Source organism: Pseudomonas sp. CC11G, assembly GCF_056174845.1.
This window is the reverse complement of sequence record NZ_JBWBZC010000029.1, coordinates 43,590-57,987: the sequence shown is the minus strand read 5'-3', so window position 1 is coordinate 57,987 and position 14,398 is coordinate 43,590. Positions and strand designations below refer to the sequence as shown.

The following is a 14,398-nucleotide window of genomic DNA, read 5'->3' as shown; positions in this document are numbered from 1 at the left end:
TGGAAGGGATGGGCAGCAAAGCCATGGTGTGATCGTTTCATATGGCGACGTGCTGTTCGCCGGCACATTGTCGACGTGCTGTGTGAAACCCCCGGGCGATCTGGTGATGGTGGTCGACACTGCGTGGCAGGAGAGCGTCAACCGCGACCGCGACGCCGATTACGTGCATACCTCGTCGGCTATTCGCGCATGCACCACAGCCGTCCGTGCACCTCAGCGTGTGAGCAAACGCCTGGAAGATAGCGAGATACACGGCGAGTGGATGGGCTTTGTAAAAATGTCGGCTGGCATTCTGCCGACGGTGCGTGAAGTCACGCAGGGCTGCTGGCAACGTCCGAGCAAGCGAAGATGACCAGCCTGCTGAATGCGCTGGTCGAGCAGGGGCATGCCGTTCGTGTCGTCTACCTGACCGGGCACTGGCTGGATATTGATACCGAAGACGATCTGCTCGACGCGGAGAATTTTTGATGGTGTCGGCTCAGGCGTTATCGCCGCAGCCCAGCAGCGCGGTTTCGGTTTGTGGACCGGGGTGCCGTGTTCGTACCTGCAGCGTTGATCAACGGGTGATTGCCGACCAGTCGCTGCGCTATGTGCCAGCGGCCAATGAAGGCGATGCCGTGGCGATCGCGGCCGGTGCGCAAATTGGCGGTGTCGCGGCTGTTGCCATGATGCAGAACTCGGGCTTGGGCAATGCGGTCATCCACTGACCTCCTTGCTGCATACCCACCGCATTCCCTGCCTACTGATCGTGACGTTGCGCGGTGATCCCCACGGCGAAGCCGATGAGCCGCAACATGAGCTGATGGGCTCCATTACGCCAGCGATGCTGGAGTTGATGGAGATCCCCTGGGCGTACTTCCCACCTGTGACGAAGACATTGACGCCTGCCTCGACGCCGTCGTTGCTTGGCAGCAAAACGAGGCACGGCCTTATTGCCTGGTGATGCGCAAGGGCAGCGTGGCGGCCAATCCGGCGCCTACGCTGACGCCGATGCAGCCGCCATCCACACCGGCACCCGCAGCGCCAGTTGTCGCTCCGCATGCCAGCAGAAACCAGATGTTGGCGGCTGGGCAGCAGGCCGCGGAACTCACGATCTTATTGTGGCCACACGGTTACACCGGCCGTGAGCTGTATGCGCTGAACGACCGGGCCAACCAGCTTTATCTGGTCGGTGCTATGGGCTGTGCGTCGAGCGTTGGGCTGGGGTTGGCGCTCGTTGCCCGCAAGCACGCGTCATCGTGCTGGACGGGGACGGCGCCGTGCTGATGCGCATGGGGGCCATGGCCACCCTGGGTTATCAAGCCCCCGCCAACTTGGTCCATGTGCTGCTCGACAACGGCATGCACGAGTCCACCGGTGGGCAAGGTACGATCAGCCATTCTCTGCATTTGAGCGCCGTGGCCACGCAGCTTGGTTATGCCCAGGTACACGATATTCATGAACCCGCGGCATTATCGGCGTTGCTCAAGCATGCCACCTCGGGCCTGACTTTTGTGCGTGCGCTGATCACCCCGGGCGTGGTCAGTCCGCTGCCGCGCCCGGCGGTGGGGCCCATTGTGGTCACCGAACGTTTGCGCCAGCAGGTTCAAGGCCTGTCCAAACACGCTAAAAGGAGTGAGCTGTGATTTGATGAACCCAGGGCCTGTGACACTTTCCCCGCGTGTACGGGAAGCGTTGTTAGGTGAAGACCTTTGCCACCGGGAGGCCGAGTTCGCCGCGCTGACGTTGAGCTTGCGCCAACAGATACAGACGCTTTACGCGGCTGGCGGATATACCGCCGTCATGCTGACCGGTTCCGGCAGCTGCGCCGTCGAAGCCATGCTGGCGACTTTCGCACCGCGCAGCGCACCGACGCTGGTGGTGTGCAATGGCGTGTATGGCGAACGCCTGGCGCAGATGCTGGAGCGCCAGGGCAAACCGGTGCTGATCAGCAAGCAGCCATGGGGCGAGGCCATCGACCTGGTTCAGGTTGGCGAGCTGCTGGAGCTGCATCCCGAAACCGCCTGTGTCGCAGTTATCCACCACGAAACCACCACGGGCCGCCTGAACGCTCTGGACGACTTGGCGGCGCTTTGTCAGGCCCGTCAGGTCGGTTTGCTCATCGACGCCGTCAGCAGCTTCGGTGGTGAAGCCATCGACTTCGACCGCTGGCAACCGCAGGCCGTGGCAGCCACCGCCAACAAATGCCTGCATGGCGTTCCAGGGGTGGCAATGGTGCTGGGGCGCGACGAATTGCTGGCCCAGCGGCGCGGATTTTCCCCGGCCTTGTACCTCGATCTGGAGCAGTACGTAACGCCGCAGAAAGACGGCTGGTCGCCTTTCACCCAAGCCGTTCAGGGCTATATGGCATTGCAAGCGGCACTCGTCGAGTTGCAGGAGCAAGGTGGCTGGGACGCCCGTCGCGCACGCTACCAGGCGCTTACCGACCGTATCCGTCAGGCCCTGGCCGAGTGGGGTGTGCAGCCCTTGCTGGACCCCGCGCAGAGCTCCAGCATGCTGACGGCCTATCACTTGCCGGAAATGGTGAGCTACGCCGCTTTGCATGATCATTTGAAGGCCGACGGTTTTACCATCTACGCCGGTCAAGGTGGGCTTGCCAGCACGATCTTCCGTATCGCCACCATGGGCGACATTGGCGACGAGGACATTGATCGCTTTCTCACCTCGCTGGGTGCGCTTTTGCATAAAGGACAGCTATGACTACACGCATTGAAGTGGCGGTGATCCTGGCGGCAGGCAGAGGCCAGCGCCTGGGGCCGGCCGGGGTGGAGAAACCCAAGGGCTTTATGCAGTTCGGCAGCAAACCGATCATTCAGGAATCGGTGGAAAAGCTCCTGGAAGTGGGCATCACGCGCATCATTCTGGTCGTTGGCCACCTCGCCTCGTACTACGAAACGTTCGCCGCCCAATACCCAGGCGTAATCGAACTGGTCTACAACCCCGACTTCGCCATCTCCGGCAGCATGAATTCGCTGTTCCGCGCCCGCGAGCTGATCAACCAGGACTTCTTGTTACTTGAGTCGGACCTGGTCTATGAGCGGCGTGCGCTTCCCGCCGTGCTGGCCGCCGGCGGCGAAACGGTGCTGTTGGTATCCGGCGCCACCGGGTCGAACGATGAGGTGTATGTCGAGGTGCAGGGCACGCAACTGCACAACCTCTCCAAACAGCGCGCCCAACTGCAAGGCGAGGTGATTGGCGAACTGGTGGGTATTACACGTATTGCCCTCGCGTGTTTTGGCCCTATGTGTCGCTATGCCGAAACCGTGTTCAAAGAGACGTTGCTGCTGGAGTACGAGCAGGCATTGGTGGCCGCCGCACGGGACGTGCCGGTGAATTGCCACCTCATCGATGACTTGCAGTGGTCGGAAATCGACACCGAAGAACATCGCACCCGTGTGATCGAGCGCGTGTATCCACGCATTCAACAGCGTGACGAGGCCTATCAGGCGGAGCGCGGGTTATGAGCTGGCATGACGTGTGGAGTCGGCGCGCACCCAGCGAGGGTCGCGATCAGTTGCAAACCCTGATTGAGCTGGACGGTTTTGACAGCGGAGCGGGGCGCATCGAAGCCGATGACTGGCTTGAATACACCCACCTGGTCGCCGACAAGCTTGCGTTGCAGCCAGGCGACAGCCTGTACGAAATTGGTTGTGGCTCCGGCGCATTGCTGTACCCGTTGGCCGCCCGTGGCATCGCGGTGGGTGGCGCCGATTACGCGGCGAACTTGATTGATCATGCGCGTGCCGCCATTCCCGAAGGCTTGTTCGAGGCCACCGACGCACGCCTGGTAAGCGCTGAGCCGCAGTTCGATGCGGTGATTGCCAACAGCGTGTTTCAGTACTTTGCCGATCTGGATTACGCCAATGCCGTGCTCGACGTGATGTTTGCCAAAGCCCGGCGCTGCGTGGCGGTGCTGGAGCTGCCGGACCTGCAACATGCCGAGCTGGCCGAACGCATCCGCCGGGACCACCTGAGCGAAGAAGAGTACGAGCGTAAATACCGCGGCTTTGCCCATCAGTATTACGCCCGTGACTGGTTTGCCGAACAGGGCCGGCGGCGCGGTTTTCGCGTTGAGCTGAGCGAGCAGTTCGTGCCCAATTACGCGCAGAACAGCTATCGCTTCAACTGCTTTTTCTTTAAATGAATTTCGACTCACTGTGATCGGCTGTTTGTTCAGCTGATCGAGATTCTGGCGGATTGATCATGTCCAAGGCTTTCACCTCGATTACTTTCTTTCACAGTGATGACTGCGAAAAACAGGCCGTAGCGCCCATTGCCGAAGAAGCGCAGCGACGCGGCTTTAATGTGCGTTTCAGTGGCGACCTTAGTGAGCGCGTGGAGATCGGCGTTTATTGCCAGCACGCCTGCAAGCCCAATGCAGATTTCTCGATCATCATGCTGCACGACCTGGCCCAGCGGCACGATATCTGGCCACAGTTCTGGAACACCGAGCCTTGGCACCATTTCGACATGGGCCTGGTGCCGGGCAATGCATGGAGCGATCGCTGGGCGACGCAGGCCGGTTCAGTGCAAGCGTGGCCCAAACTGGGCGTCTTCAATGTGGGCTGGCCCAAGGCTGATCTGATTTATCGCGACCGCGAACGGTTTGCTGATGAAGCCAAAAAACTGCGCGAGAGCCTGGGGCTCAAGCATGAGCACACGATTCTCTACGCACCCTCGTGGGAGAACGATGGCAAACAGGACGACTTCGTTCGTGCGCTGATTGATCTACCGGTCAATCTCCTGCTCAAGCAGGCGCCGTGGGCACCTGAATACACCGGCGTGTGGAACAACATCCATGCGATGAACGATCTGCACCGCGGTATTGCCGACAACGTGCATATTGTCGACCCGCGCGTGAGCATCATGTATTGCATCGGCCTGGCCGACGCCCTGGTCTCGGAAGAGTCGAGCGTGCTGATCGAAGCGGCTTTGCTGGATGTGCCGGCGATTTCCGTGACCGACTGGATGATCCCCGACCGCAATCCGCCACGCCCGGCCAGCGTACCGTTCGACCATGTGCTGAAAACCACCAAGGCGCACTTGCGCGGCACCATCGAAGCGCTGCTCAAAGACCCGCAGGCGGCGAAACAGAGTGCGCGTGCGTTGCGCGATTTCCACTTCAGTCACTTCGGCGAAAGTGCCAAGCGCGTGATGGACCTGCTCGAAGCCGCGCTGCAGAAAAAACCGTTGCCGCAACCACACCTGGCGGCTCCCATCGGCCACGCCGATTTGCGCCCGGCACCGCACAAACGCAAGTTGACCGAGTTTGTTCGCGACCGCGCATCCGGCGTATGGACTGGCGGCACGCAGACCCACTTCGGTTATTCCGATGGCGACGGCACCGAGCAGAAAATTGGCCATATCGTAGCCAGTGCCAACGACGTCAGCGTGTTTTCCCCTGAGCTGGTGAGCCAGATTGACGACTGGCCTAGCGAGTACCACTTCTCCCCGCGACGGGCCAACCTGTTCCGCTGGCTCGATGGTTTGGGCAGTGACGTCAAAGTGCTCGAACTGGGCTGCGGTTGCGGTGCGATCACCAAAACCCTGGCCGAGTCAGGGTGCCAGATCGATGCGGTCGAAGGTTCTCCGCGCCGTGCCGGCATCGCCGCACAACGGGTTCGTGAACACCCGAACGCGCGAATTTTCCATTCCAACTTCCAGGACATCGATTTCGAGCCGCAATACGACATCGTCACCCTGATTGGCGTGCTCGAATATTCGCCGGTGTACCTTAACGCCGAAGACCCGTTTATTGCCGGCCTGAAAATGGCAGCCAGCGCTTTGAAGCCCGGCGGCATGCTGGTATTTGCCATCGAGAACAAGGTTGGCCTGAAGTATTTCGCCGGCATCAGCGAAGACCACTGCGCCACCCCGTATTACGGCGTGGAAAACCGCTACGACGTGCACGACGCGACCACCTACGGCAAACGCCAGCTCACCCGCCGCCTGAAAAAAGCCGGCTTTGCGCAGGTCGACTTCTTCTACCCATACCCCGATTACAAGCTACCGGAGGTGATCCTTTCCGAGCGCGCGGTGCAGAACGAAGACTTCAATACTGGCGACCTGATTTCGCACCTGGAAACCGCGACTATTTCAATGCCGGCAAGACCCAGTTCAACCTGCCGCTGACCTGGGAAACCATTGGTGACGAAGGGTTGGTCGGTGAAATGGCCAACTCCTTCCTGATCTTCGCCCGTCCTGAGCCCGGCGAACGCTTCGCCCGGCCAGGGCTGCTGGCGCAGAAATTCACCGACAGCCGCGCACCGGCCTATAACTGCGTCACCAGTTTTATCGACGACGGCGCCGGCGGCATCAACGTGGTGAAAACCCCGATGGTGCCGGAAAGCAAACGTCTGGATCAGCGCATCGATGTGCGCCAGGTGTTGACCAACGAGCGCTATGTGAGCGGTCGCAATCTGGGCGGTCTGATCAAGCGAGCGATGATCAAGGGCAAGCAGCCGCGTGCCTATCGTCTGCTCAAACTGTGGCTGGAAACGGTGCGCAAGGAAGCCGTCGATGGCTTCTTGCCGCCTGAGTGGCTGGACGCCATTCCGGCCAACATGATTCTCGACGACGACGGGCAGTGCCATTTCATTGACCGTGAATGGCATTACTCGGAGCCGCTGCCTCTGGATCTGCTGATTTATCGCAGCCTGGTGGTAATTGCCCTGGAGCTGGGCGAGGTGTTCTACCCACAGAACTTCGAGCAACGCATCAAGGCGCTGTGTGAAGTGTTGGGTGTGGACTATTCGGCCGAGCAGTTGAGCCGGGTGAGCCAGTTGAACGCGCAGACCGGGCATATTCATTTCGATGGCGGTCTGTGGAAGGCCGATCGTTATCGCTCGCAGCAGCAGGTGGCGGCGCCGAGCGCCGGGGTCAGCTATTCCGAGTGGATTTCCAGCCGGCAAGTGGCGGTGAACCTCGAGGTCATTCAGGCCCGTATCGACAGTTGGCCTCTGCCACCGCGCATCGCCGTGATCGTGGTGGACAGTGGTCAGTCGCCTGAACAGTTGCAGCACTCGGTAGCGCGGCTACAGGACCAACTGTATCCGCCGGCCAGCACCTGGGTGATCTCCAACGCGGTTGCGCCCGCCCTGACCGACGATACGCATTGGGTGGCCGCCGGCACGAACTGGCAGGCCAGCCTTAATGCGCAGATGGCGACTATCGAAGCCGACTGGTTCTACCTGCTGCATGCGGGCGACCAGCTCGACCGGTTTGCGCTGCTATTGCTCGCCGACACCATCATCAGCAAACCCGACATGCTCAGCTGCTACAAGCGACGAGAACGTGCGGGATAACGATCTGTACCACAGCCCGCTGTTCAAGCCGGATTTCAGTCTGGACATGCTGCGCAGCTACCCCTACGTGGGCCGGACATTGGCGTTCAACCGTGACCGCTATATAGAGCTGGGCGGGTTCAACGAGCGCTTCGGTGAATTGGCGCCCCACGACTTGATGTTCCGCATGGTCGAAAGTGTTGGCCTGAACGTGGTTGGCCATATCAGCGAAGTGCTGGTGCATACCGGGCAGTCGTTCGGTAAGTGGCTGTCGCTGCCTGAAGTGGTCGGGCATTCCCCGGCCATGGTCGCGGCCCACCTCGAGCGCCTGGAGCAGCCCCACGAAATTCTTGAAGGTGCACTGCCCCTGATCAACCGGGTGCGCTACCAGCATGCGGCCCAGCCGCTGGTTTCCATCCTGGTGCCGACCAAGGACCAGCTGCCGATTCTGCAGCGGTGCATCGAGAGCCTGATCGAGAAAACCAGCTACACCAATACGAATTGCTGATCATCGACAACAACAGCGAGACAACTGAAGCCAAAGCCTGGCTGCAGGGGTTGGAGGACCTGGGCAGCGAGCAGATTCGCGTGCTGCGCTATCCCAAGCCGTTTAACTTCTCGGCGATCAACAACTTCGCGGCGCAGCAGGCCCGCGGTGAATACCTGGTATTGCTGAACAACGACACGGCGGTGATTCAGGCCGACTGGCTGGAGAACCTGCTTAACCATGCACAGCGCGCCGAGGTTGGTATGTCGGCGCCAAACTGCTGTACCCCGATGGTCGGGTGCAGCACGGCGGTGTGGTGTTGGGCCTGAGCGGCCCGGCTGACCATCCGTTCCTCGGTGACCCGGGCGATGCGCCCGGTTATATGCACCGGTTGCTGGTTGATCAGAACTACACCGCAGTGACCGCCGCCTGCCTGATGATTCGTAAATCCCTCTACGACGACGTTGGTGGGATGGATGAAACGGACTTCAAAGTTTCCTATAACGACGTCGACCTGTGCATCAAGGTGCGGTACGCCGGCTACCTCACGGTGTGGACGCCTTACGCGTTGGTGATGCACGAAGGCAACGTCAGCCAGAAGAGCGTTGACCCAGCCACGCAGGAAGCCAAGCTCAAACGCTTCAAAGGCGAGCAGGACGGCATGTACCGCAAGTGGTTGCCGTGTTGGCGCGTGACCCGGCTTACAACCGCAACCTCAATCTGGAAAAAACCGGTTTCGAGATGGACCTGCGTCGTCTGCGGCAGTGGCAGCCGTTCTCGCAACCATTACTGCCGCGGATTCTCTGCCACCCGGCCGACCGTTCCGGTTGCGGCCATTACCGGGTGCGGCAACCGTTTGCCAGCATGCAGCGGGCAGGGCTGGTGGAGGGAGGTCTGTCCGAAACCTTGCTATTGCCGGTCGAGATGGAGCGCTTCGAGGCCGACTCGGTGATTCTGCAACGTCAGGTCACGGATGCGCAGTTAGATGCTATCGGCGATATGAAAGCGTTCAGTGGTGCTTTCAAGGTCTATGAGCTGGACGATTACCTGCCCAACCTTCCGCTGAAAAGCGTGCACCGGGCGGATATGCCGAAAGACATTCTGCGTTCGCTGCGCCGTGCCCTAGGCCTGGTTGACCGTTTTGTTGTGTCGACCGAGCCGCTTGCCGAAGCCTTTGGCGATTTGCACTCCGATATCCGCGTGGTGAAAAACCGCTTGCCGACCGACTGGTGGAGCGGTTTGCAAAGCCAGCGACGGGTAGGGCGCAAGCCTCGCGTCGGCTGGGCCGGTGGCGTGGGCCATACCGGTGACCTGGAGCTGATCGCTGATCTGGTGCGCGATCTGGCGGGCGAGGTGGAGTGGGTGTTCTTCGGCCTGTGCCCGGAAAAACTCAAACCCTATGTGCACGAGTTCCACCGGGGAGTGCCTATCGAGCGATACCCGGCGGTGCTGGCGACACTCGATCTTGACCTGGCCCTGGCGCCGCTTGAGCAGAACCAGTTCAACGACTGCAAGAGCAACCTGCGGTTGCTGGAATACGGCGTACTGGGTTTCCCGGTTATTTGCAGCGACGTGGTGTGCTACCGCGATGGTTTGCCGGTGACTCGAGTGAAAAACCGCTACAAGGACTGGATGGATGCGGTGCGTATGCACCTGTCGGATCTTGATGCCACAGCCGAGGCGGGAGACAAATTGCAGGCAGTCATCAAACGTGACTGGATGCTGGAAGGCGAAAATCTGCAGAACTGGGCGAAGGCCTGGCTGCCGGATTAACGCGCTGGCGGCGCCTGTAGGCTAGGCTTTAGCGGTATGAAAGGGTCAGTTATGAAAATAACTGGCCTTTTTTTATGGGTGTCAAAAAACGGTGGGTTGCGAACGCAGCTTGGCTAAGTGTTGAACTGTATTGATTTTTGGCGCCATGAATTCGCGAGGTCGGCATTTTTTAGCTCGTTTTATTGATCGTTTTTTGCTCAGTGAGGACAAAATCTTTAAGAGAGCCCTTTAGTTCTGCGGGCCCTGCCGATACAGAAGTTGTGGAAACGGTTTGCACCGGTTCGGCAAGCAGCCAGCAAAATATTTGAAAATTTTGCTAAAGCTCCAAGAACAAGCGCCGATAAACACTTCGAATGCGAATTCTAGGGGCGCCTGAGCTGCAGGCCCTGAACGTCGCAAGCTCAGGCAAATACTAGGTACTCGGGAGACGCCCAAATGGCACTTACAGTTAACACGAACATTGCTTCGCTCAACACTCAGCGCAACCTGAACGCCTCGTCCAGCTCGCTGAATACCTCGCTGCAACGTCTGTCCACCGGTAACCGCATCAACAGCGCCAAAGACGACGCCGCCGGTCTGCAGATCTCTAACCGTCTGACCAACCAGATCAGCGGCCTGAACGTAGCGACCCGCAACGCCAACGACGGTATCTCGCTGGCGCAAACCGCTGAAGGCGCGCTGCAACAGTCGACCAACATTCTGCAGCGTATCCGTGACCTGTCCATTCAGGCAGCCAACGGTTCGAACAGCGACACCGACCGTGCCGCTCTGCAAAAAGAAGTATCGGCCCAACAAGCTGAATTGAGCCGTATTGCTGACACCACCACCTTCGGTGGTCGCAAACTGCTCGACGGTTCGTTCGGTACCACCAGCTTTCAGGTGGGTTCCAACGCTTACGAAACCATCGACGTTTCGCTGAAAGATGCCTCCGCGACTTCCCTGGGTTCGTACCAGGTGGGTGGCGGTGCTTCGACCACCAGCGCCGGTGCTTCGGCTTCGGGTACCACCATTGCTGCCAGCATTGGCACCAGCGGTGCAGCGTTCGCTTCGGGCACTGTCACCGTGGTTGGTGGTGGTCAAACCAAGGATGTGGCCATTGCTTCTGGCGATAGCGCCAAGTCTCTGGCTGCCAAGTTCGACGGCGCCATCTCCGGCCTGACCGCTACCGCTCGTACCGTTGTACAGGCTGGTGTAGCTCTGACTTCCGGTGCAGCTAGCTTCACGCTGACCGTAGGTAGCCAGGACGTGGCGATCGTAGGTGCAACCGACAGCAAATCGTTGGCTGACCAGATCAACTCGAACGCCGGTAAGTTGAACGTTACGGCGAACTACGACGCGAAGACTGACAAAGTGACCATCACCTCCGCTACGGGTGAGAACATCTCCTTCGGTGCGGTGTCGGGTGCTGGCGGTAAGATCAACTTGGCTGCGCAGGGTTCTGACGGTACGTTCAGTGCAGAAACCGATGTGGTAGCAGCAGGTGGCGGTAAAGCGATCGGTTATGTTCAACTGAACTCTCCGACTTCTTACGCCCTGACCGGTGATACCACTGAAGTATTTGGTGATACCGCTTCGACGCTGAACACGGTTTCGGATGTGGATATCTCCACCGCTGATGGTGCTCAACGTGCAATCGCTGTAATCGACAACGCCTTGGCGAACATCGACAGCCAGCGTGCGGACCTCGGTGCTGTACAGAACCGCTTCGACAACACCATCAGCAACCTGCAGAACATCTCTGAGAACGCTGACGCTGCTCGTAGCCGGATCAAAGACACTGACTTCGCTGCTGAAACTGCAACACTGTCGAAAAACCAAGTGCTGCAACAAGCTGGTACCGCGATTCTGGCCCAAGCTAACAAGCTGCCACAATCGGTTCTCAGCCTGCTGCAATAAGGCAGGGCGAGGCGCCAAAAACAATGGGGGAAAGGGGCTAACCCTTTCTCCCATTTGGCCATTGTGAGGTATCTAAAATGGATGTTTCCAACATTACGTCTGGTGCCGGCCTTCCTAAGACGACTGAAGCTGTTGTTTCAGCAGTGTCAGCGACCAAGCAGGCTGATAAGAGCGGCAAGCCTAGCGACACCGCAAAGCCAGTCGGCAATACGCTCAGCAGCGGGGATTTGAATTCGGTGGTTTCCGATATCAACTCTTACGCACAAACTGTGCAGCGTGGTTTGAGCTTTAACGTTGATGACAAGAGTGGCGATGTAGTCGTCAAGGTCATCGACACCGATTCCGGCAAGGTGATTCGCCAGATTCCTTCCGAGGAACTGCTGAAACTCGCCGAGCAGCTGGAAGATATTCGCAGCCTCATGTTCGAGGCTAAAGCGTGAGTTGGTACGGTTCTTGAGTGCAACTCGCCTGATCGGTTCCTGAAGGGAATTCGGAACGTTATTTTGACGGAGGTGCGAGATGGCTGGCGTAACTGGCATTGGTTCTGGTGTCAATATTGACGATATCGTTGCTGCATCGGTGAAAGCCGAAAAAGCAGCGAAGCAAAATCAAATCGATACGCAGGAAACCAAATCGACGACCAAGCTGACTGGTTTGGGATCGCTGAAAAGCGCCGTGAGCGACTTTCAAACCGCTTTGGCGCTGCTGAACAGCCCCTCCAGCTTCCTGACCAAGTCCGCGACCTCTTCGAATACCTCCGCCCTCAGCGCCACTGGTACTGCCAGTGCGGTTGCCGGCACTTACAAAATTGAAGTGTCCCAGCTGGCCTCCAGCAGCAAGATTGCCTCGGCTGCCTTCAGTGGCGGCAGCACTACCGCCTTCAATACCGGTACCGTGGACATCAAGATTGGCGGCGAGTCGGCGTTGACTCTCAACGTTGACAGCACCAATAACACTCTGGCCGGCATGCGTGATGCCATCAACGCACAGGGCAAAACAGCCGGCATCAGTGCCACTATCGTCAGCGATAGCAAAGGCTCGCGACTGGTGTTGAGCAGTAGCAAGATGGGCGATGGCAACGACATCACCATGACCGGTACCAGTACCGGCACCGGCAGCACTTCCCTGGAAGGTCTGACCTTTCCACCAGCTGCTTTGGACGCTGCCGACTTTGCTACCACGGCTGAATATGACGCCGCTGTGGCCACTGCGGGTAAAACCATCACCACCGCGCAGAGTGCCAAGCTCACCATCGACGGCCTGGATGTAGTCAGCGATTCCAACACCATCGACAAAGCGATTGATGGTGTCAGCATTAAGCTGACTGGTACCACTGACGAGGATGAGCCGCTTACGTTGACCGTCGCCGACAACACCACGGCGGTGAAAACGAACGTGCAGAACTTCGTTACGGCCTACAACAAGATGATGACCGCCGTCAGCGCTCTGACCAAGGTGACTACCGTTACCAATAGTGCACCGGTCGTTGCTGCGCTGGCGGGCGACTCTACTGCACGGTCGTTGATCAGCTCCGTGCGCAACGAGTTGGTATCAAACCAACCTGGTACTGGCGCGATCTCGGCATTGGCCAACCTGGGTATCACCACCAAGCAGGACGGAACCCTGGAGGTGAACAGCGCCAAGCTGGACACGGCCATCAGTGATAACTACGAAGGCGTAGCTGCCTATTTCACCGGCGATGACGGCTTGGCCTCACGCTTGACCACCAAACTCAAGCCCTACACCGACGGTGGCGGCATTATTGAGCAGCGCACGACGCAGCTGTCCAACACGATTGCCAGCCTGGACAAGCAGCAAGAAGCTCTCGACCTGCGTATGACCGCTCTGCAAGATCGCTTGTACAAGCAGTACAACGCGATGGATGCCTTGGTATCGCAGTTGACCACCACCAGCGACAGCCTCACTCAGCAGTTGGCCAGCCTGCCGTTCGCCAACTCCACCAAAAGCTGATAACGCGCGTCCGATTCTGGGCGCATATTCCTCCAGCGGACCAGAACACCTGCTCCGCTTCGCTAGCTAGATCGAAATTGATGCTCTTTGTGCTGGCTTAGTCCGGTTTCTGCCGTGATTAAAATTTTCAAGTCAGGCATAAAGTTTCGTAGATCCGGCCGATATCTTTATTATCGAAACAGCGGTTCACGAGGGTTAGCAAAATGAGAGCGATGTCGGCGATGAATCAGTACAAACAAGTGAGTGTCTCGGCTCAAGTGTTTGAAGCAAGTCCTCATCGTTTGATCCAGATGCTGATGGAAGGCGGTCTGGAACGCCTGGCTCAAGCCCAAGGTGCCATGGCCCGCGGCCAGTTCTCCATGAAAGGCGAGCTGATCAGCAAAGCGATCGGGATTGTCGGCGGTCTGCGTGATGGCCTGGACATGACCAAGGGTGGCGAAATTGCGCAAAACCTCGACCGTGTCTATGAGTACATGATTGCCCGCATGCTTGAAGCCAACAAAAGCAACGACCCAGCGCCATTGGTCGAAGTGTCTGGCTTGCTGCGTGAGGTCAAGTCCGGTTGGGATGCGATCGCTTCCGAGGCCTCTGTGGCCTGAACGGGAGAAATACGATGACTAACACCATGGTGGTTAACCCTGTGCTGCAGCAAATCGAAAACACTCGCCTGGCCCTGATCGATGCCTTCCAGCAGGAAGATTGGGAGCGCATCGGCGCGTTGGACAGCACCTGCCGCGAACAGGTAAGTGCCGCCATGGCCGAAAGCGCCGATATCGAAGAAGCGCTGCGTGACCAAATGGAAGCGCTGGTCGAGGTGTACCGTCAGCTCACCGCTGCCTGCACCCGCAAACGTGAAGCGGTGGGCGAAGAACTCACCCTGCTGGTCAAGTCCAATCAAAGCGCCAAAATCTATCAGATGTTTGGCTAGTCAATTCTTTGTAGCTAACCTTCCGTCTAGGGGGCGTTAGCTGCAAACCTCTGCGTTAAT

General features: G+C 58.7%; 17 protein-coding genes. All 17 read left to right on the top strand.

The features are described 5' to 3' along the window. Positions 1-352, top strand: a 352-nt coding sequence (locus AC0V2S_RS24515) for a hypothetical protein (RefSeq protein WP_475511994.1), incomplete at its 5' end; no start/stop codon positions are given. Between the two features lie 115 nt (positions 353-467). Next, entirely contained in the window at positions 468-707 is a 240-nt protein-coding gene (locus tag AC0V2S_RS24510) for a hypothetical protein (protein ID WP_475511993.1), read from the top strand. A gap of 5 nt (positions 708-712) precedes the next feature. Then, on the top strand, positions 713-943 hold the full coding sequence (locus AC0V2S_RS24505) for a hypothetical protein (RefSeq protein ID WP_475511992.1): 231 nt from the start codon (positions 713-715) through the stop codon (positions 941-943). Between the two features lie 238 nt (positions 944-1,181). Beyond that, positions 1,182-1,625 carry a thiamine pyrophosphate-dependent enzyme gene (locus AC0V2S_RS24500; protein WP_475511997.1) on the top strand — a complete coding sequence of 148 codons (444 nt, stop codon included), beginning with the start codon at positions 1,182-1,184 and terminating at the stop codon, positions 1,623-1,625. Between the two features lie 19 nt (positions 1,626-1,644). Beyond that, entirely contained in the window at positions 1,645-2,700 is a 1,056-nt protein-coding gene (locus AC0V2S_RS24495; protein ID WP_475511991.1) for a pyridoxal-phosphate-dependent aminotransferase family protein, read from the top strand. Next, complete coding sequence (locus tag AC0V2S_RS24490; RefSeq protein ID WP_475511990.1) at positions 2,697-3,464, top strand: phosphocholine cytidylyltransferase family protein; 768 nt, start codon at positions 2,697-2,699, stop codon at positions 3,462-3,464. Before AC0V2S_RS24495 ends, AC0V2S_RS24490 begins: the two co-directional genes overlap by 4 nt. Further along, positions 3,461-4,144, top strand: a complete 684-nt coding sequence (locus AC0V2S_RS24485; RefSeq protein ID WP_475511989.1) for a class I SAM-dependent methyltransferase — start codon at positions 3,461-3,463, stop codon at positions 4,142-4,144. The genes AC0V2S_RS24490 and AC0V2S_RS24485 overlap by 4 nt, the downstream gene beginning before the upstream one ends. Positions 4,145-4,203: 59 nt before the next feature. After that, complete coding sequence (locus tag AC0V2S_RS24480) at positions 4,204-6,132, top strand: methyltransferase (protein ID WP_475511988.1); 1,929 nt, start codon at positions 4,204-4,206, stop codon at positions 6,130-6,132. A gap of 38 nt (positions 6,133-6,170) precedes the next feature. Then, on the top strand, positions 6,171-7,304 hold the full coding sequence (locus AC0V2S_RS24475) for a hypothetical protein (protein ID WP_475511987.1): 1,134 nt from the start codon (positions 6,171-6,173) through the stop codon (positions 7,302-7,304). Beyond that, complete coding sequence (locus AC0V2S_RS24470; protein WP_475511986.1) at positions 7,294-7,791, top strand: hypothetical protein; 498 nt, start codon at positions 7,294-7,296, stop codon at positions 7,789-7,791. The genes AC0V2S_RS24475 and AC0V2S_RS24470 overlap by 11 nt, the downstream gene beginning before the upstream one ends. Next, positions 7,785-8,099 carry a glycosyltransferase gene (locus AC0V2S_RS24465; protein ID WP_475511985.1) on the top strand — a complete coding sequence of 105 codons (315 nt, stop codon included), beginning with the start codon at positions 7,785-7,787 and terminating at the stop codon, positions 8,097-8,099. Before AC0V2S_RS24470 ends, AC0V2S_RS24465 begins: the two co-directional genes overlap by 7 nt. Positions 8,100-8,451: 352 nt before the next feature. Continuing rightward, the gene (locus AC0V2S_RS24460; protein WP_475511984.1) at positions 8,452-9,543 is read left to right on the top strand and encodes a glycosyltransferase family protein; all 1,092 of its coding nucleotides are present in this window, start codon (positions 8,452-8,454) and stop codon (positions 9,541-9,543) included. A gap of 435 nt (positions 9,544-9,978) precedes the next feature. After that, on the top strand, positions 9,979-11,439 hold the full coding sequence (locus AC0V2S_RS24455; RefSeq protein ID WP_475511983.1) for a flagellin: 1,461 nt from the start codon (positions 9,979-9,981) through the stop codon (positions 11,437-11,439). Positions 11,440-11,516: 77 nt separating this feature from the next. Continuing rightward, on the top strand, positions 11,517-11,879 hold the full coding sequence (locus tag AC0V2S_RS24450; RefSeq protein WP_475511982.1) for a flagellar protein FlaG: 363 nt from the start codon (positions 11,517-11,519) through the stop codon (positions 11,877-11,879). A gap of 79 nt (positions 11,880-11,958) precedes the next feature. Next, positions 11,959-13,410 (top strand): flagellar filament capping protein FliD, encoded by a 1,452-nt coding sequence (fliD, locus tag AC0V2S_RS24445; protein WP_475511981.1) that lies wholly within the window; start codon positions 11,959-11,961, stop codon positions 13,408-13,410. 203 nt (positions 13,411-13,613) lie between these two features. Beyond that, the gene (gene fliS / locus AC0V2S_RS24440; protein WP_475511980.1) at positions 13,614-14,009 is read left to right on the top strand and encodes a flagellar export chaperone FliS; all 396 of its coding nucleotides are present in this window, start codon (positions 13,614-13,616) and stop codon (positions 14,007-14,009) included. A 14-nt stretch (positions 14,010-14,023) separates the two neighbouring features. Then, positions 14,024-14,338 carry a flagellar protein FliT gene (gene fliT, locus AC0V2S_RS24435; RefSeq protein ID WP_475511979.1) on the top strand — a complete coding sequence of 105 codons (315 nt, stop codon included), beginning with the start codon at positions 14,024-14,026 and terminating at the stop codon, positions 14,336-14,338. The last annotated feature ends 60 nt before the right edge of the window (positions 14,339-14,398 follow it).